The following is a 17843-nucleotide window of genomic DNA, read 5'->3' as shown; positions in this document are numbered from 1 at the left end:
GCGGAGCAGTACGAGCGCACCCGTCCACGGAAGACTGTCCCGCTCTGTTTCCCGCAGGCCACAGGGCGGCGCACCGCATTTAGAGCGGCGGAAGCCCCGTGACCTCGCCTTCCCGGACGATTGCCGGGTCGTAGGCCTTGCGGCTGAAAACCTCGCGTACCATCGGTTCGAAATGGCTGAGCGGTTTCGAGGAATAGCCGGGATCGAAGGATGACTGGTCCCAGCGCTCGCAGAATTCAGCGCAGGCGTCAAAACAGGGATGATCCCTGAACCGGTCGCGGGCGTTCCTGTCCCAACCGTAGTGATGGCCGTAGTAGAGCATCTGGAAAATGCCGTGGTGCTCGACCACCCAGGCGACCTCCCAGCGGACGAAGGGCCGGATCACTTCGGCCGACATCCTGTCGTGGTTCTGCGGGGCGAGCCCATCACCGATGTCATGGAGAAGCGCGCCGACGATCCAGTCGATATCCGCCCCCTCCTCCTCGGCGCGGGTGGCCGATTGCAGGCCATGCTCCAGCCGGGTGATCTTGTAGCCTTCGAGCGTCATCTCGCCCTGGCGCTCCAGTTCGGACAAAACACGGTCCGCGGTGAGCCTGAGGAATGGTTTTTCCAGCTCGGCCAGCAGCGCATAGTCCTCGGCCGTGCCGTCCTTCATCTGGGTGAACGATACTTCGCGGGTCATCGAGCTTCCCTCCGGTGTCTCTTGGCCAAGCATGGAGAATGCGTGGCTTTTGTCTCGCCGAAAACCGGCATCACCCGAAACGCGGGCGACCCGACAGCCAGGCATAACCATAGGCTGGAAGATGCAGCCCCTTGCCGTCAAGCGTCGCGACAGACGGGCCGAGGAGATGCGCGTCGCTGCTGATCGGAACGCCGGCCGGTTCGGGTGCAAGATTGAATACGCAGGCCAGTTCCGCGTCCCTGCCCCTGCGGAAGGCCAAGACGGGATCCTCCAGCGATATCCATTCTGTCCCGGTGTCGCGAAGCGCATCGGTCTCGCGGTAGAATTTCAACGCGGCGCGATAGTGGTGCAGGATCGAGTCCCGATCGGCTTCCTGCCTGTCCGCCGCTCGCGCCGCCTGGGGTGGCTTGACCGGCAGCCAGGGCGTACCCGTGGTGAACCCGGCATTCGCTGCGGCTGCCTCCCAGACCATAGGTGTCCGGCAGCCGTCGCGCCCCTTGTATTCGGGCCAGAACTTGAGCCCCGGCGGATCAACGATCTCGTCGTAGGATAGTTCGGTCTCAGTTTGCCCAAGTTCCTCGCCCTGGTAGAGGCATTTCGCGCCCTCGAAGCTGAGCAGCAGCGCGATTGCCTGTCGCGCCACGGCATCGGTGTCGCCGTCCGTTGCCCAGCGCGAGACATGCCGGATCACGTCATGGTTCGAGAAGGCCCAGCACGGCCAGCCGCCATCGGACTGATCGAAGAACCCGCCAACGCAGTTGCGGAAGAACTCGGGCGAGAAATCGGGGCCCAGCATCTCGAAGGAGTACGCCATGTGGAGGCGCTTATCCCCGCGCGTGTAATCGCCCATGATCTTCGCTGCGCGATAGCCCTCGCCCACCTCGCCGACGCTCATGGTGCCGGGATACTCGTCGAGCAGCGCCCGGACCTTTTCCAGGTAGCCCGGCGTTTCCGGGCGGGTCTTGTCGTAGACGTGGTTCTGGACGTTGTAGGGGTTGACCCAGTCGCCGTCGGTCGGGCTGTCCTTGGCCGGGTTGTCGCGCAGAAGCGGATCGTGGAACGGGTAGTTGATGCTGTCGAGGCGGAAGCCGTCGACACCGTGCTCCAGCCAGAACCGCATGGCGTCGAGACTGGCCTCGACGACCTCTGCGTTGTGGAAGTTCATTTGGGGTTGCGTGGCGAGGAACGAATGCAGGTAGTACTGGCGGCGCTTCGGGTCCCACGTCCAGGCAGGGCCACCGAAGACGCTGAGCCAGTTGTTGGGCGGCGATCCGTCGGGTTTGGCTTCGGCCCAGACGTACCAGTCGGCCTTGGGATTGTCGCGGCTGGCGCGGCTTTCGACGAACCACGGGTGCTGGTCGGAGGTGTGCGACGGGACCTGGTCGACGATCAGCTTCATCCCCAATTCGTGGGTGCGGTGCAAAAGACGGTCGAAGTCGGCGAGCGTCCCAAACAGCGGGTCGACGTCCTTCTGATCAGAGATGTCGTAGCCCATGTCCTTCATGGGCGAGGTGAAGACGGGCGAGAGCCAGATCACGTCGACGCCCAGCGAGGCGATGTGATCGAGGCGCCGCGTGATCCCGTTCAGGTCTCCCACCCCATCGCCGTCATCGTCCTGGAACGATCGGGGATAGACCTGATAGATAACGGCGTGCCGCCACCAGTCGTCAGTGCTCATCTTGGTACCTGCTGCTGTCCTGCCGGGTGACACTAGCGGTCTGGTCGCCCGCTTCAATCGGAATAGACCGGGCACGAGACAGAATGCTGCGGGGCTGATAGAATTCGCCCATGAGATACGCAGCCATCACGGCCTTCCTTCTTGCCATGCCGGTCAGCGCACAGGATGCGCCCGGCCCTTTCGCCAGTTTCGATCTGGCCAGCGAACCCGTGCTGGCCGATCCCCATGACCTTGCCATCGGACCGGATGGTCGGCTGTACGTCGCCGACAAGTTCGGCGCGCGGATTGCCGTTTTCGACCCGGACACACTGGAACTGATCGAGATGCTGGGCGAAGGTTATCTGCCCGGCGTCCATGATATTTCATTCGGCCCCGATGGCTCGGTTGCGGTCGCGGTGACCGGGGCGAATGCGGTGGCTATCTACGAGAGCCTGGATGTTCTGAAGGACCCGCCCGACATCGGTGTACAGGCCGCGCGGACCGAAGGCGCATTGATGCACTCGAACGGGGACCTCTACGTCATGGCCAGCGGCTTCGGCGCTCTGGTCCGCTTTCGCGGCTTGGAATTCGTGGCCGGGGTCGAAGGACATCCGGGCGCGCATGACGTCGCCGAAGCGCCCGATGGCAGCATATGGGTCGCAGACAACGCGAACCGGAGGCTGGTGAAGTATTCGGCCGAGCTGGAGCGCCTGCAGATCATCGACGATCGAAAATTCGGGTTCATCGGGCCCCGATACCTCGACGTCACGGAGTTCGGACATCTGGTCGTGGCAGATCAGGATGCGCACCGGGTGCTGCTGATCGATCCCGATGGCCCCGGCGGTGGCGCATTGCTGGGTGTGATTGGAGACGGGCTGCCGGGATTGGGTCCGGGTAAGTTCGACGATCCGGAAGGCGTGGCTGTGGATGGAAGCCGATTTTTCTTCAGCGATTCCGACAACAACCGGATCGTGAGATATTCCGTCGTGCTGAACTGACGAACTTATTCGGCGGGATAGAGCCGCTGTTCCTGCTGGCTGGCGTCGTCTTCGTCATGGGCAAGGTACCCGGAGATGAATACCGCCATCAGGACTATCGATCCTGTCGCGCAATATGTGAGAAAAGCGAGAAGTATCGAACCGGTGACGCCGTAGGCGGTTATGGACATCGCGAAAGCGGCCATCATGCTGACAATCAGGTAAACTAAGATCACGAGACATTCCTCCAATCGCATGGATAGAATGTCCGGAAAATGAGGCCGCAATACGTCAAACAGCCGTTGAAATAGGGCAAAAATTGGGCGTTTGTCTTGGACTTTAGCGATCAGTCCTTCCACTCCCAGTATCCGGGAAACGCGCCCAGAAGCTCCGAGACTTTTTGCTCGTTCCCGGCGTTTCTTCCGGCAATCCGAGCGACCAGGCCCCGCTTCTTGTCCTCGATCACCTCGGCGACCCTCGCGTCCAGCCCCTCTTCCTTCAGTGTCGCATCGAAAACCCGCGTAATCGCGCGGCGCCGAAGATCTGGCTTGAATACCTTGCCCACGGCGGTTTTCGGAAGTTCCGCGAGGATTTCGATATGCTTCGGCAGCGCCGCGCGCTCTGCGATCTTTTCGCGAGCGTAGCTGAGAAGTTCGTCCGTCGAAACATTCGCTCCTGCCACCAGTTCGACATAGGCGCAGGGAAGTTCACCCGAATGCGCGTCGGGCTGACCGATTGCGCCAACCATCGCGACAGCTTCATGCCCGGCCAGCGCCTCTTCGATCTCGGCCGGGTCGATGTTGTGACCGCCACGAATGATCAGGTCTTTCGCGCGGCCGGTGATGAAGATGTAGCCATCAGTGTCGATCCGCCCCAAATCGCCGGTGCGAAGGTAGGTCCGATTTCCGACTTCGTGGTAAAGTTCGGCATTCTTCTCGGGCTGGGTATAGGTATTGCCCGCATGGACACCGGGATTGGAAACGCAGATTTCGCCGACTTCGTCGGGACCGCATTCCCTGACACCCTCGGGAGTACCGATCAGAATTTTCACGTCGGTATACGGGAACGGAATTCCCACCGATCCGATTTTCTTCATCCCTCCCAGGGGGTTGATCGAGACAAGGCAAGTGGCTTCAGTCAGCCCGTAACCTTCGATGATCTCGACGCCGGTAGCTTTCTCGAAGCGTTTGTACAGTTCGACCGGCAAGGGCGAAGAGCCGGAGAACGCCGTCTTCACGGTGGAGATGTCGGCATCGACCGGGCGCTGCATCAGAGCGGAGAGCGCCGTCGGGACGCCGATGATGAACGTGACTTTCCAGCGTTCGATCAGTTTCCAGAAATTGTCGAAAACGCCGTCGCCACGATAGCCCTGAGGTGTCGGGAAGACGACGTGGGCGCCGGAGGTCAGCGCGGCCATGAGGATCACGTGACAGGCGAAGACATGGAAGAGCGGCAGCGGGCACATCACGACCGACGTCTCGTCGAAGAGAAGCGCGTCGCCCAGCCAGCCGTTGTAGACGATCCCCGAATTCAGATGCTGCGCAACTTTCGGCATGCCGGTCGTGCCGCCGGTGTGAAAATATGCAGCAACACGGTCTTCGGCGGACTCGGCGAAATCAAGCGAGGTGTTCTGTCTTGCGATCTCGGCGTTGAAGTCGAGGACCTTCGCCTTGTGACTGACCGGGTTCTTCGGCCGGATCAGCGAAACGATCCAGGACTTGGGCGGCGAGAGATAACGGTTGAGATCCACCTCGAGTACGGTAGTGACATTGGGCGCCAGCTTTACGGCCTCCGCCGCCTTCTGGGGAACGTCCGTCTTGGGGAATGCCTTGAGCGTGACCAGGACCTTCGCGTTGGTTTCGCGCAGGATCGAGCCGATCTGCTCGGGTTCAAGAAGCGGGTTGATCGGATTGGCAATTCCGGCGACGCAAGCGCCCAGCAGCGTGATCACCGTCTCGGTCGCATTGGGCAGGAGGTAGGCGACGACGTCATTCTCGCCGACGCCGAGCGAGCGGAAGAGATTTGCGGCCTGAGTGGTCTTTCGATGCAGGTCCGCCCATGTCAGCGTCTCGGCCCGGTCGGTCGGCCCGGAAAGCAGCTGGTAGCTGATCGCGTTACGTGTGGGGAACCTTTCTGCCGTGCGGCTGAGCATGCCATAGACGCTTTTCGCCTTGTCGCGGGCCTCCCAGGGCATTTCGTTTTCGATAGAATTGCGGGCGTCCAGAGACGAGAAATCCATCTGTTTCATTCGGTTTGGTCCTCCCCGACCACCTGCTCCCCGAGGCGCCTGCACACCCTTCCAAAAACTGTAAAGGTAAAGACCCGCGACGCAAGCGGGCGAATACGAAGAAACGCAACGTCAGTGTGCTATTCCGCCGCCATGCCTTCGGTGAACTGGAGCCGCGCAAGGCGCGCGTAGAGGCCCCCGTCCGCCACGAGACTGTCATGGGTTCCGCTCGCGACGATCCGGCCATTCTCGAACACAAGGATGCGGTCGGCCTTCTTCACGGTCGCCAGACGGTGCGCAACGACGATGGTCGTGCGATCACGGGACAGCTTTTCGACAGCCTCCTGGACCGCGCGCTCGCTTTCGGCATCCAGCGCGGATGTCGCCTCGTCAAGAAGCAGGATGGGTGCATCGCGAAGGATCGCCCGGGCGATGGCGATGCGCTGTTTCTGGCCGCCCGAGAGCATCACGCCGCGCTCGCCGACATAGGTGTCGTACCCCTGAGGCAGGGCAACCAGGAAATCGTGCGCCGCGGCCGCTTTGGCGGCCGCCTCGATCTCGGCGTCCGCGGCGTCGGGACGGCCGAAGCGAATGTTCTCGCGCGCCGTGGCCGCGAAGATCACCGGGTCCTGAGGCACCAGCGCGAGGTGACGACGGAAGTCCGCCCGCGCCATATCGGTCAGGTCGTGACCGTCGATGGTAATGCGCCCGCCATCCGGGTCGTAGAACCGAAGGAGAAGCTGGATAACCGTCGTCTTGCCCGCCCCGGATGGTCCGACGAGCGCGACGGTCTCGCCGGGCTCCAGGGTGAAGGAGACGTCGTTCAGAGCTGCCGTTTCCGGCCGTGCGGGATAGTGGAACACGACATTTTCGAACGCGACCGCACCGGCAACCCTCTCGGGAGCCGGAACCGTTTGGGCCTTGTCCTTGACGCTGTCTTCCGCGGTCAGCAACTCGACCAGCCTTTCGGTCGCACCCGCCGCGCGCTGAAGCTCGCCCCAGATCTCGGAGAGAGCGCCCACGGCGCCCGCGACGAGAACGGCATAAATGACGAATTGCACCAGTTCGCCCACGCTCATCGCGTCGGCACGGACGTCGCGCGCGCCGATCCAAAGCACACCGACGATCCCCGCGAAGACAAGGCTGATGACGATCACCGTCATGATCGCCCGCGTTCCTATACGCTTGCGCGCGGAATCGAACGAACGTTCCGTCACGTCGGCGAAACGAGCGCGGCTGGGAGTTTCGTGGGTATAGGCCTGCACGGCCTGCACCGAGAGCAGCGCTTCGGAGGCGTTGCCCGAAGACGCCGCGATCCAGTCCTGGTTTTCCCTGGACAGGACCCTGAGACGGCGGCCCAGCACCACGATCGGAACAATGATGCAGGGCACGATCAGGAGAACGAGGCCCGCCAGCTTGGGCGACGTGACGAACAGGAGCGTAAGCCCGCCGATCAGGATCAGGAAGTTTCTGAGCGCTATGGAGATGGACGAGCCGATGACCGAAAGGATCAAAGTCGTATCGGTGGTAATCCTGCTCAGGACCTCACCGGTCATGATCTTTTCGTAGAATGCCGGGCTCATCCCGATCATGCGATCAAAAACGGCCTTGCGGATATCGGCCACGACACGCTCGCCCAGCCGGGTGACGAGATAATAGCGAAGCCCCGTGCCCAGCGCGAGCAGGAGCGCGATACCCAATGCCGCCGTGAAATAGCTGTCGAGAAGCGACTCGGCCGAGGTTTCGAACCCGTCAACCACACGGCGGACCGCCAAGGGCAGGATGAGCGAGATCATCGCCGTTGTCACCAGCGCCAGCATCGCGGCGGCGAGCAAAGCCTTGTAGGGCGCAAGAAACGGCCAGAGCGCACTTAATGCGCGCACGTTCTTCGATTTCGCGCGTTCCTCGTTCAATGTCGCGGCGCTGTCTGCCATCGGTTCCCCTCGTTGCAGAATCGAAATAACCCCAGCGCGGGACGGTCACAACCCGGCATGAACGCGGAGCACCCTGCATTTGCGCGAAACGGAACTCCCGCAAGCATGCCAGCCCGGCATTCGACCCACCGGATTCGACGCCTCTGCACCGCTCTGGCCGGCGGGCGAGAGCGGGACACTATTATTCAATAGGATTTGTGGTGGAACGGAAGAAAGTGCTCCATCGGCAGGTGCGCCTGGCGGCACCGATCAAACGGTCGATTTTCGCCAAGTCGACTCCCTGACCCCGAAAAACCGCAATTATTCTTTGAACATCTGCTCGGCTGGAACGTCGACCTGCGGTAGCAACGGGCCTTCGTCGACCGGCACCTCAAATGCGTTGATCGTCATCGAGATCAGCGTGTAGTAGCCGCAGATCCCCACAAGATCGACGAGGCCTTGTCGTCCAAGCGCCTCAAGCGCGGCGTCATGGGTGGCGTCCGTCAACTTGCGGTCGCGGTGAAGCTCCACCGCCACGTCGAACACCGCTTTTTGAACCGCATCGGCAAAGGCCGGTGTCAGCCCCTGCCCGATCGCCGCGATGATCTCGCTATCCAGCCCTGCACGTTCGGCAATGGGTGCATGGTGCGCCCATTCGAAGCCCGAGGACCACAGCCTTGCCGTGACGAGGATCGCGAGTTCGGAGAGAAGCGGAGGCAACAGGGTGTCGTAGCGGACAAAGCCGCCAAGGGCCTGCGCCCGATCGGCCAGTTCCGGCGAATGCAGCCAGACCCGCAGCGGCCCGCGGACCTCGCCCCGCGGACCAGACACGATCCTGTCATAGACCTCGCGCTGACGCGGGGTCAGCGCGGCCTCGACGATTTTCGGATAGCGTGGTTTCTTCAAGCTGCGCTGCTGTGCGGAAGTTGCTGCATCGAGCCACGGAAGAAGGTGAGAGCGTCACCGTCGGTAGCACCGAAATCAACGATCTCGCCAACGACGATCTTGTGGTCTCCGCCCTCCATGATCGACCACTTGCGGCACTGGAAGCTGGCAAGCGTTCCTTCGATCACGGGCGCGCCGTTGACGCCTTCCCGCCAACCCACGCCTTCGAACTTGTCTTTCAACGGCTTGGCGAACTGCCAGGCAAGTTTCTCCTGATCCGCAGCCAGCACGTTGACCGTGAAGGGGGCGCCGGCTTCGAACCAGCGGCAGCTTACCTGCTGCGATCCGACCGAGAAGAGGAGAAGTGGAGGATCGAGGCTGAGGGACGAGAATGAATTCACGGTGATCCCCGTGGGTGTTCCTGCGGTATCGCGCAGAGTGACGACGGTCACGCCAGACGCAAAGCAACCGAACGCGCTCCGCAGCCGTTTCGTGAAATCCTCAGTGGCATCCAGCATGTCACAACCTTTGATTTTGATGACAAGTCGGAAGATAGTGCGGCATCAACATCTTTCAAAATGATGATTTGGCATTTTCTTTATTCGAAAATCGTATAGTAAAGCCGGATCATGCCAGCGCCCAAAATCACCATACGCAGCCTTCAGGCCCTGCTTGCCGTCTATGAGGAGCAGTCCTTCAGCCGGGCGGCGGATCGCGAGAATGCGACGCAGTCGGGCATGTCCACGCAGGTCAAGAAACTGGAGACGATTCTTGGCAGACCGCTTCTGAAACGCGGCAAGGGTGCCCTGGAACTGACACCCGCCGGCGAGATCGTGTACGAGCGCGGGCGGCATGTTCTGAAATCCCTCTTCGAACTGGAAGAAAAGATAGACTCGCTTGACCGCAGCGTCTCGGGCGCGATCCGGCTTGGTGTCATTCCGACCCTGACGCGCGCGGTTCTGCCCCGCGCGATGGGCCAGTTTCGCACCGCCTATCCGGATGTCGAGGTTTCGGTGATCGAGGAATACTCCTTTTCGCTCATGCGCCGGGTGGCGATGGGAGAACTGGACTGGGCAGCGGTTCCCGCCGGCGACCTGTTGAGCGGCCTCAAGGCAACCTACCTGGCCTCTGACAGTGAAGTTCTGGCGGCATCTCCGGACGCCTTGCCCGGACATCGGCACCTTGACCCGGTACGGCCGGCAGACCTCAATGGTCTGAACCTGATCCTTCCGTCTTCCATCAATGTCCGCCGGCGCGGGCTGGAGCAGTATTTCACCAGCCACGGCGTCGAACCGGGCGAGGTTATGGACATGGATGCGATGCTTGGCACGCTGGAACTGATCGCGAGCGGCGGATGGTGCGCCATCCTGCCTGCCGCCATCTGCCATACCGACCTGCCCGGCGAACGGCGCAAACTGCACCCGCTGATCGAGCCGTCGATCCGCACCGACTATGTGATCGTCCAGAAGGCCGAAGTGGCGCTGAGCCGCGCCGCGGAGTTGATGTTCGAGCACCTCAAATCCGCAGCGCTGGAAATTCGCGAAGACTGGGACGCCGCCGTCGAAGGCCGAGGGTGATACCGACCGTGCCCGAGGCCGAACACCACGCCGTGTCCGTTGAGGAACATCCAAGATGGCGGCGAGAGAGGTCCCCTCGGCCCAAGTGCAAGGAAACTCCCTTCGGTTCTTTGCGTTCACCCGTGATCCGGACTAACCAAGGTGAACCGGTAAATGGGGAACGCGATGCCCAGTGACCAGACCCTGATCTTCGCCATCTTCGCGGTGCTGTTCGCACTGCTGATCTGGGGACGGATCCGATATGATCTCGTGGCCTTTGGCGCGCTGGTCCTGGCGTCGGCACTGGGCACCATACCGAAAGAGGAGGTCTTTTCCGGGTTCGGCCATTCGGCGGTGGCGATCATCGCGCTGGTGCTGATCGTCTCGCGGGGGCTGATCGCGTCGGGCGCGATCGAGAAGCTGGCCGCACGGCTTCTCAACGCCGACCGGCCCCTGCCCCTGCATATAGCGGTCATGGCCGTGGTCGGAGCGGGCATCTCGGCCGTGATCAACAACGTGGCGGCGCTGGCTATCCTGATGCCGCTTGACGTCGAGACGGCGGCGCGGGCCAAGCGCGCCGTGGGCCGGACACTGATGCCATTGTCTTTCGCAACGATTCTGGGCGGGATGATCACGCTGATCGGCACGCCACCAAATATCGTCATCGCCGAGTACCGTCAGGACGCTCTGGGAGAGTCATTCGGCATGTTCGATTTCGTTCCCGTCGGCCTTGCTGTCGCAATCGCCGGGATCGCCTTCGTGTCGCTGATCGGCTGGCGGTTTCTCCCTGACCGCAAGGGTGCATTGGAGCACGAGGAGGAGTTTTCGAAAGGCCGATACATCGCGGAGCTGCGGGTCGGCGACAAGGCCGTGAAGGAAGGCACGACCGTGGCCGCGCTCTATCCGCTGGCCGACGAGCACGACCTGCATATCCTGGGCCTCGTCAGGCGCGGCAAGCGCTTGCCGGGCTTCGCCGCGCGAAACGAAATCCGGCCGGGTGACTTCATCGTGGTCGAGGGAGAGCCCAAGGCGATCGAAACCTTCATGGGACAGGCCGAACTGGAGTTCGCGGGGGCCGAACAGCACGCCGGAGGCGTGACCTCGGGCAGCCTGACCCTGACCGAGGCCATCGTCCCCGAGGACTCGCGGATCGCGGGGCGCACCGCGCGCAGCCTCCGCCTCCTCTACCAGCATTCGGTGACGCTTCTCGGGGTTTCCCGGAACGGTCAGCAGTTCAGCGACCGCGTCCGTCTTCTGACCATCCGCCCGGGTGACGTGCTGCTGCTGCTGGGCACGCCCGAACGCGTGGCCGCCGCCACAGCGTGGCTGGGTGTCCTTCCGATCGAGGGCCGCGAGACACAGGTGGTGCAGCGTTCGAAGGCAGGGCTGTCAGTGGGCATCTTCCTGGCCGCCATCGGTGTGGCGGTACTTGGGTGGGCGTCGCTGCCGGTCACGCTGGCCGCCGCCGTGATCGGTTTCGTGGTCGTCGGGCTGGTGTCGGGGCGCGAGGTTTACGAGTCGATCGAGTGGAAAGTCATCGTTCTGCTGGCAAGCCTCATACCGCTGGCCGCCGCCTTTGAAAGGACCGGCGGTGCGGAACTGATCGCATCCCAGATCCTCGCAATCACAGAGGGATACCCGGCGTGGGTGTCGCTTCTTGTGCTGATGGTCGTGACGATGACCCTGTCGGATTTCCTGAACAACGTGGCGACCACACTGATCGCCGCCCCGATTGCGCTGACGATGGCGGCGTCGACGGGAACGAACCCGGACGCCTGGCTGATGGCCGTTGCCGTGGCGGCGTCCTGCGCGTTCCTCACGCCGATCGGGCACAAGAACAACACGATCATTCTGGGCCCTGGCGGGTATCAGTTCGGAGACTACTGGCGCATGGGCCTGCCGCTGGAGATTCTGGTTATCGCAGTCGCCATGCCGGCAATCCTGGTGGTGTGGCCACTGTAGGGCTCGGTCCAACCAAGGGAAAGCCGATCAGAAGCGATAGGACAATCGCATCGTCGCCGAAACGCAGTCTCGGCCGCATGGCTCTCTTTGCCGTAAGGAATGTAGGGGCCACCAACTGCGCTTGCCATATCGACGTTCGAGGGGTCCGCGTCAGCACGGGCACCGATCACCCAATCACCGGGATCACGGTCATATCCAACGTGATCACCCCAGGTTCCCCCGGAGCCTTCGCGCATGACACAGCCTGCCGGGTTCGGGCCAACAGTCTCGTCCAGGTAGATTTCGTGATCCTTCTACCCAAGCTGGCCTCCGTCGCGGACTCCGGTCCAATCACCAGAGAAAGCCGTTGAGGCCGGCATCGAAAGCCAAGGGGCACCGGTAGAGCGCAAAACGTTGAGAAGCGTTGTTGCGAGGAACATGGCGGCTGCTCCCTTCTCTCACGGGGCAATCGGGAAAGACGGCAGGCGGCGACGGAGATCGTAACCATTTATTTTCTCATGCGAAATGTTGGTTTTCCTCAAACTGACGGGCGCCTTGCCCACTCCATCTCCCCGTTGGCCTCTCGGACAAGCAGATGCGCCGGCTCGCCGACCTCAAGTCGGAAAAACGATCATGCGGTCTCGACCACACCCAAGATGCGATGCTCTCTGTTGCGATCTTCGCGCGGCGAATGTCCGAACTTTTGCGAGTAGTCCCGGCTGAAATGCGCCGGGCTTTCGTAGCCGACATCGAATGCGATCGAGGAGATGGCCTTCTTACCCTCCAAGACAAGTCGCCGCGCCTCCAGCAATCGGATGTCCTTCTGGTATTGCCCCGGGGTCAACCCCGTGACCGCTTTGAAATGCGCGTGGAAGGACGACTTGCTCATACCGGCATGTTCGGCCAACGCAGATACCGATAGCGGCGCGTCGATGGAAGATCGAATAGAAGCAATCGCCCGAGATACGTGGTTCGAAGGATCGTCGCGGCGCAAGAACCGCCTAAGGATGGCGCCTTGCGTAGAAAGAAGCAGCCGCGCGTGTATCTCCCGAAGAAGGATCGGGCCCAGAAGCGGCGCGGCGCCGGCATCGCGGGACAGCGCGAGGAGGCGTGCCGCGGCATCCAGCAAGGCCGGTTCCGCCTTGTAAGACAAGAGCGCTCCTGCGTCTTCATCTCCGTCCGCGAAGTCGGGCATGTGATCGAAAAAACTTCGGAGGAGACCAAGATCGATGGGCAGCACGACAGCGACATAGGGCTCATCCGGTGACGCTTGGGTGATGCGTGACAGAACCGGCAGGTCATGGCTCACCACAATTGCGTTCCCGGCAGGGCAATGAACCGACAACGAGCCCGATGTAACCTCCTTGGCACCCTGCAGGATCAGGCAGAGCAAAGGTCGATAAAGCGTTCCCTCAATGTCCGAGGGGTGGTCGCGCCGAAGGATGACGGCTTCGCCCAGTCCAACCGGCGTCACACCATCCGCCGAGTCGGCAATAACCATTTCGCGCGCCACCTGAATAGGTTCCACCTGCATCGGCCCTTCTTCCAGTTCGTTTGAATGGGCATAGCACGACTAAAGGCGTATTTAACAAATTTCTGAACATTTGGATAATCAGGCAAGTTATGTGGAGTCCGAGAAAAGAAAACATGTGAATTATTGTTTATTGGATCTCCTATCAGTCAAATCCATCCGAAGCGTCGGGTGCAAACGGGAGATCACAGATGAACAGCCACTCCAATGACACCCCCAAAACCGAGAGCGGCCTGCCCTTCGTCGGATTCGGCACCTATCTGATCGCTGATGACGCCGCCCCAAGCGCCGTCGCCGCGGCAATCGAAGCAGGGTATCGCCATATAGACACCGCCGCAGGCTATCACAACGAAGCCGGCGTTGGTGAAGGTATCCGCCGTGGTCTCTCTGCGACCGGGCTGGACCGTGCGGACATCTTCGTGACCACAAAGCTCTGGCCCGGAAATCCGGCCTGGGGTGACGCACCGAAGGGCTACGACGAAACCATGGCGGCCTTCGAGACGTCGCGCACAGCACTGGGGCTCGACTATGTCGACCTCTACCTGATCCATGCTCCGTCCGGCGGGGCCGAACGGGTGAACGAGTGGGGCGCGCTCGTGGACCTCAAGGCAAAGGGCAAGGTGCGGTCCATTGGCGTCAGCAATTATACCGAAGCGCATATCGAGGAAATCCGCGCTGCGGGCCTGCCGATGCCGGAGTACAACCAGATCGAACTGCACCCCTGGTCTCAGAAGCCCGAGCTTCTCGGCGTCATGGCGGCGAACGGTATCGCACCCATCGCCTACAGCTCGCTTGTGCCCCTCTCGACATGGCGCGCCGAACCCGGGCAAGACAGCGCGAAGACGGCAGACATGCAGGCCGCCGGCGCCAATGCCGCCTCGCCCTTCAAGGCGATGGCCGCGAAGTATGGAGTGACAGAGGCTCAGGTGCTGCTGCGCTGGGGGGTACAGAAGGGTTTCGCCGTTCTGCCGAAAAGCCTGAACCCAATGCGGATGCGCCAGAACATCGACCTCTTCGGTTTCGAGATCGACGCCGCCGACATGGCACTGATCGAGACGATGGACCGGGGCGACGGCGTTGCATGGGCCACGGGAGACCCGCGCTTCCTGGGCTGAGGGAAACCCTCGCGGCATCAACGGAAGCGGATGGGTGGCCCCACTCTCGTTCACCTTTCCGAATGCGTCCGAGGGAGCCCCTCTTCCGCTTTCGACACCAAGATCAAGGCTTTATCAAATCATACAGAACAACCACCTAAAAATTGGACCAGACATGGCACGACAGCTTGCGAGCCGGCGTGCCCACAGCCGCTTCCGTGATCGTCGGGAGTTTCGCGATCCGTTTCGCCTTGATCGCCGTGCCGGGGAGGCGCTGGTCCTGTCAGTTCCACGAAAAGAAGCCAGTCATCAAGAGACCCCGAATTGAGATTGTACGTTGATATAGCCTTCGCGGAGTCGGACATTTCCGTTGGCTCCATGGTTGGATCGGCCACCGGTGGGAAACCGATCAACTCGCCGTCGAGGACAAGCAACGGTTTCTGGAGCGGCCGTCGACGGGAGTCGCGTCCCCGGAAAGAGAGAGCCGCGCAGGTCTTGCAGACCCGCGCGGCTTTTTTCCGGTGAATGTCTCAAATGGCGAAGCGGCCGGGCACCCTGCCCTAGCCCATCTGCCCCCGATACCAGTCGCCGATCTCGCTGGCCGTCATCCACGCGACGCCCTCGTGCCCGCCGACATAATCGAGCAGGTCCTCCAGCGCCCCGATCCTGTGTGGCACGCCCGTGATATAGGGATGGATCGAGATCGCCATAACCCGCGCGTTTTCCGCCGCCTCGGCATAGAGCCGGTCGAAATGGCGTTTGCCACGGCTGAGGAAGACCTCGGAGTCATGCTGCTGCAACGCGTAGACCGTGATGTCGTTCACCTCGACGGTATAGGGGATCGACGTGATCAGCCCATGGGGCGTCTCGATATCCTGTGGAAGATCGTCGATGACCCAGTCGGCGACATACTCGACCCCCGCCTCGCGCAGAAGGTCCAGCGTCTCTTCCGTCTCGGTCAGGCCGGGGCTTTCCCAACTGCGTGGACGCGTGCCCGCGAAGGCTTCGATCGTGTCCATCGCATCGTGAATCGCTTTTCTCTGGTCTTCGAGACGGTGCATCGGACCTTGCAGGAAGCCATGCCCCATGACCTCCCAGCCCGCATCGACGCCGGCCTGGGCGACGCGCGGATAGGACCGGCAGACATTGCCGTTGATGGCCATGGTCACGGGTATTCCGCGTGACGTCAGCGCGGCGTGTTGCCGCCAGAAGCCCGCGCGCATTCCGTATTCGTGCCAGGACCAGTTCGGCACGTCCGGCAGCAGCGGTTGGCCCATGGGCGGCGGCAGAACGGTGCGCGGCATCGCGCCCTCTATCCGCCATTCCTCGACATTCAGGATGACCCAAACCGCGATGCGCTTGCCATCCGGAAGGGTCAGTTTGGGACGGTCGACAATGGCCTGGTACGGAATGCGATCCGAGAGCGCCAACTCACACCTCCAGAAACTGGGCCAGAGCGGCGTTGAACGCTTCGGGCCGGTTGATATTCGGGACGTGGCCGGCGGCAGGGATCTCGACATAGGCCGCTCCCGGCGTCGCCGCCTTCATTGCCTTCATGACATCCGGCGGCGCCCCCTTGTCTTCGGCGCCGCAGATGTAGAGAACCGGCACCCGGACCGAGCCAAGGTCCTTGAGATAGTCCAGTTCCTTCAGACCCTGACAGCAGGCGATATAGCCCTTGGGATCGGTCGACGAGATCATCGCCCTGACGGCCGCGGTCGCCTCGGGATTGGCCGCGCGCCAATCCTCGGTCAGCCACATGCCGAGCGTTCCGTCCGCCACCGCCTCTGTCCCGCCTTCGGAGACGACCGCAATGCGCTGGTCCCACATGGCCCGGAACATCTCGGGGGCATCGGCACGGCCATCGGCCAAAACCATGCGCCCGAACCGGTCCGGGTGATGGATTGCCAGCCCCATGCCGGTCATCGCGCCCATGGACAGGCCGATCCAATCCGCCTTTTCGATCCCGAAATGATCCATGAGCTCGATCACATCGCCCACCAGCTTGTCCAGCGAGTAAGGCCCCGGCGGCACGTCGCTGGCGCCGTGACCGCGATGATCATAGCGCAGCACCCGGTACTTGGACGTCAGAAGCTCGATCTGGCCATCCCACATCGAAAGGTTCGACCCCAGCGAGTTCGACAGCACGACCCAAGGCGCGCCCTCGGCACCGTCGACGCGGGTGTTGAGGGACACGCCGTCCGACAGACGGACTTTCGGCATCAGGCAGGCTCCATCGCCGCAATGGCGGTGTTGACCGCCGGTTTCACCTTTTCGGCCAGAAGGATCATCGAGCGCCGGCCCAGATCGTAATCGGCCCAGTCCTTACCCGCGTAAAGCAGGGTGCCGAAGTCGCCGGTCACCTCGCGGAAGGCGAGCAGTTCGTCGGCGACCTTGTCCGGCGTGCCCCAGATGATCAGTCGGTTGCAGACGTGCTCCAGCGTGACCTCGTCATCCGGCTGGTCCTTGTGCTCCTTGAACAGGTTGATCCGGCCGTGCTTCTTCAGCTTGGTGAAGAGCTGCTTGTAGTAGAACACATAGGGCGAGTCCGGGTCGGTGGCGTAGCGACGGGCGGTGTCCAGATCGTCCGCGACGAATACCGACTTGGCCACGCGCCAGTTTGCCGGATCGGCGGGACGGCCCGCGCGCTCGCAGCCCTCGACATATCTCGGCCAGTGGCTGGCCACCCATTGCGGCATAAGGAAGTTCGCGCTGATCGGATCCCAGCCGCGGGCAGCGGCTTCCGTCACGCCCTTCGAGAAGGGAGCGACCGCCGTCACCACCACCGGCGGGTGCGGGCGCTGCAGAGGTTTCGGCATGATCCCCTGGCCGATATCCACCATCGAGGTGCGTTCGGTGGAGATTTTCCAGTACTTGCCTTCGATGTTGTAAGGCGCTTCGCTTTCCCAGATCTTGAGAACCGTGTTGATGCCCTCGAGGAACATCTCCTGCCGGTCGGCATCGAGATTTCCGAAGACCTCGGCGTCCGATGCAAGTCCGCCGGGAGAGATGCCGAAGTTGAAGCGTCCGTCCAGCATGTGATCCAGCATCGCGATCTGGCCCGCAACGGCGGCCGGGTGGCTGTTCGGCATGTTGATCGTGCCGGTACCCAGCCGGATATTCTTGGTTTCATAGGCCAGGGACGCCATGAACATGGCGGTCGACGTGATGTTCTCGGCCTGGTCGGTGCTGTGCTCGCCGCAATACGCCTCGACGTAGCCCAGCTCGTCGGCCAGAAGGAATGCTTCGCGATCCTCGCGCAGCGTTTGCCGCCAGTCCTTGTCCAGCGGGTGAATAGGCATCGTGAAGAATCCGAGTTCCATCGGGTGCTCCCTGTTGTTCGTTCCGGGAAATGTAGCGTCCGGCACATATGAGAAGAA

The 17843-nt window shown here is 62.1% G+C and carries 15 protein-coding genes; 4 read left to right on the top strand and 11 right to left on the bottom strand.

Annotated elements, in window-relative coordinates; genetic code table 11:
* Positions 1 to 79 precede the first annotated feature (79 nt).
* Positions 80 to 682 (bottom strand): HD domain-containing protein, encoded by a 603-nt coding sequence (locus tag ACKLNI_RS21215; protein ID WP_413721105.1) that lies wholly within the window; start codon positions 680 to 682, stop codon positions 80 to 82.
* Positions 683 to 752: 70 nt separating this feature from the next.
* On the bottom strand, positions 753 to 2360 hold the full coding sequence (locus ACKLNI_RS21210) for an alpha-amylase family glycosyl hydrolase (protein WP_413721104.1): 1608 nt from the start codon (positions 2358 to 2360) through the stop codon (positions 753 to 755).
* Between the two features lie 110 nt (positions 2361 to 2470).
* Between ACKLNI_RS21210 and ACKLNI_RS21205 the strand changes: the two genes are divergently transcribed.
* Positions 2471 to 3337, top strand: coding sequence for a Vgb family protein (locus ACKLNI_RS21205; RefSeq protein ID WP_413721103.1), 867 nt, complete (start codon positions 2471 to 2473; stop codon positions 3335 to 3337).
* 5 nt (positions 3338 to 3342) lie between these two features.
* On the opposite strand, the gene ACKLNI_RS21200 is transcribed toward ACKLNI_RS21205, so the two are convergent.
* From ACKLNI_RS21200 to ACKLNI_RS21180, 5 genes are all read right to left on the bottom strand, one after another.
* Positions 3343 to 3552, bottom strand: a complete 210-nt coding sequence (locus tag ACKLNI_RS21200; protein WP_413721102.1) for a hypothetical protein — start codon at positions 3550 to 3552, stop codon at positions 3343 to 3345.
* 110 nt (positions 3553 to 3662) lie between these two features.
* Complete coding sequence (locus ACKLNI_RS21195; protein ID WP_413721143.1) at positions 3663 to 5555, bottom strand: acyl-CoA synthetase; 1893 nt, start codon at positions 5553 to 5555, stop codon at positions 3663 to 3665.
* 128 nt (positions 5556 to 5683) lie between these two features.
* Positions 5684 to 7477 carry an ABC transporter transmembrane domain-containing protein gene (locus ACKLNI_RS21190; protein WP_413721101.1) on the bottom strand — a complete coding sequence of 598 codons (1794 nt, stop codon included), beginning with the start codon at positions 7475 to 7477 and terminating at the stop codon, positions 5684 to 5686.
* A gap of 300 nt (positions 7478 to 7777) precedes the next feature.
* On the bottom strand, positions 7778 to 8362 hold the full coding sequence (locus ACKLNI_RS21185) for a carboxymuconolactone decarboxylase family protein (protein WP_413721100.1): 585 nt from the start codon (positions 8360 to 8362) through the stop codon (positions 7778 to 7780).
* Positions 8359 to 8859 carry a flavin reductase family protein gene (locus tag ACKLNI_RS21180; protein WP_413721099.1) on the bottom strand — a complete coding sequence of 167 codons (501 nt, stop codon included), beginning with the start codon at positions 8857 to 8859 and terminating at the stop codon, positions 8359 to 8361. The genes ACKLNI_RS21185 and ACKLNI_RS21180 overlap by 4 nt, the downstream gene beginning before the upstream one ends.
* 111 nt (positions 8860 to 8970) lie before the next feature.
* Between ACKLNI_RS21180 and ACKLNI_RS21175 the strand changes: the two genes are divergently transcribed.
* Together ACKLNI_RS21175 and ACKLNI_RS21170 are read left to right on the top strand one after the other, a co-directional pair.
* The gene (locus ACKLNI_RS21175) at positions 8971 to 9918 is read left to right on the top strand and encodes a LysR family transcriptional regulator (RefSeq protein ID WP_413721098.1); all 948 of its coding nucleotides are present in this window, start codon (positions 8971 to 8973) and stop codon (positions 9916 to 9918) included.
* A gap of 165 nt (positions 9919 to 10083) precedes the next feature.
* The gene (locus ACKLNI_RS21170) at positions 10084 to 11859 is read left to right on the top strand and encodes an SLC13 family permease (RefSeq protein WP_413721097.1); all 1776 of its coding nucleotides are present in this window, start codon (positions 10084 to 10086) and stop codon (positions 11857 to 11859) included.
* Between the two features lie 610 nt (positions 11860 to 12469).
* On the opposite strand, the gene ACKLNI_RS21165 is transcribed toward ACKLNI_RS21170, so the two are convergent.
* Entirely contained in the window at positions 12470 to 13372 is a 903-nt protein-coding gene (locus ACKLNI_RS21165) for an AraC family transcriptional regulator (RefSeq protein ID WP_413721096.1), read from the bottom strand.
* 188 nt (positions 13373 to 13560) lie between these two features.
* Here ACKLNI_RS21165 and ACKLNI_RS21160 point away from each other — a divergent pair, with 188 nt between their 5' ends.
* On the top strand, positions 13561 to 14484 hold the full coding sequence (locus ACKLNI_RS21160) for an aldo/keto reductase (protein WP_413721095.1): 924 nt from the start codon (positions 13561 to 13563) through the stop codon (positions 14482 to 14484).
* A 539-nt stretch (positions 14485 to 15023) separates the two neighbouring features.
* On the opposite strand, the gene ACKLNI_RS21155 is transcribed toward ACKLNI_RS21160, so the two are convergent.
* The 3 genes from ACKLNI_RS21155 to ACKLNI_RS21145 are packed head-to-tail and all read right to left on the bottom strand — an operon-like array spanning position 15024 to position 17786.
* Complete coding sequence (locus tag ACKLNI_RS21155) at positions 15024 to 15893, bottom strand: polysaccharide deacetylase family protein (RefSeq protein ID WP_413721094.1); 870 nt, start codon at positions 15891 to 15893, stop codon at positions 15024 to 15026.
* A 1-nt stretch (position 15894) separates the two neighbouring features.
* Positions 15895 to 16686, bottom strand: a complete 792-nt coding sequence (gene pcaD / locus ACKLNI_RS21150; RefSeq protein WP_413721093.1) for a 3-oxoadipate enol-lactonase — start codon at positions 16684 to 16686, stop codon at positions 15895 to 15897.
* Positions 16686 to 17786, bottom strand: a complete 1101-nt coding sequence (locus ACKLNI_RS21145; protein WP_413721092.1) for an LLM class flavin-dependent oxidoreductase — start codon at positions 17784 to 17786, stop codon at positions 16686 to 16688. The genes pcaD and ACKLNI_RS21145 overlap by 1 nt, the downstream gene beginning before the upstream one ends.
* Positions 17787 to 17843: the final 57 nt, after the last annotated feature.

The organism is Silicimonas lutimaris (assembly GCF_047314965.1).
Classification (GTDB): Bacteria; Pseudomonadota; Alphaproteobacteria; order Rhodobacterales; family Rhodobacteraceae; genus JAVJUV01.
Note: the sequence above shows the minus strand (reverse complement) of the source record. Positions and strands in the feature narration are given on the sequence as shown.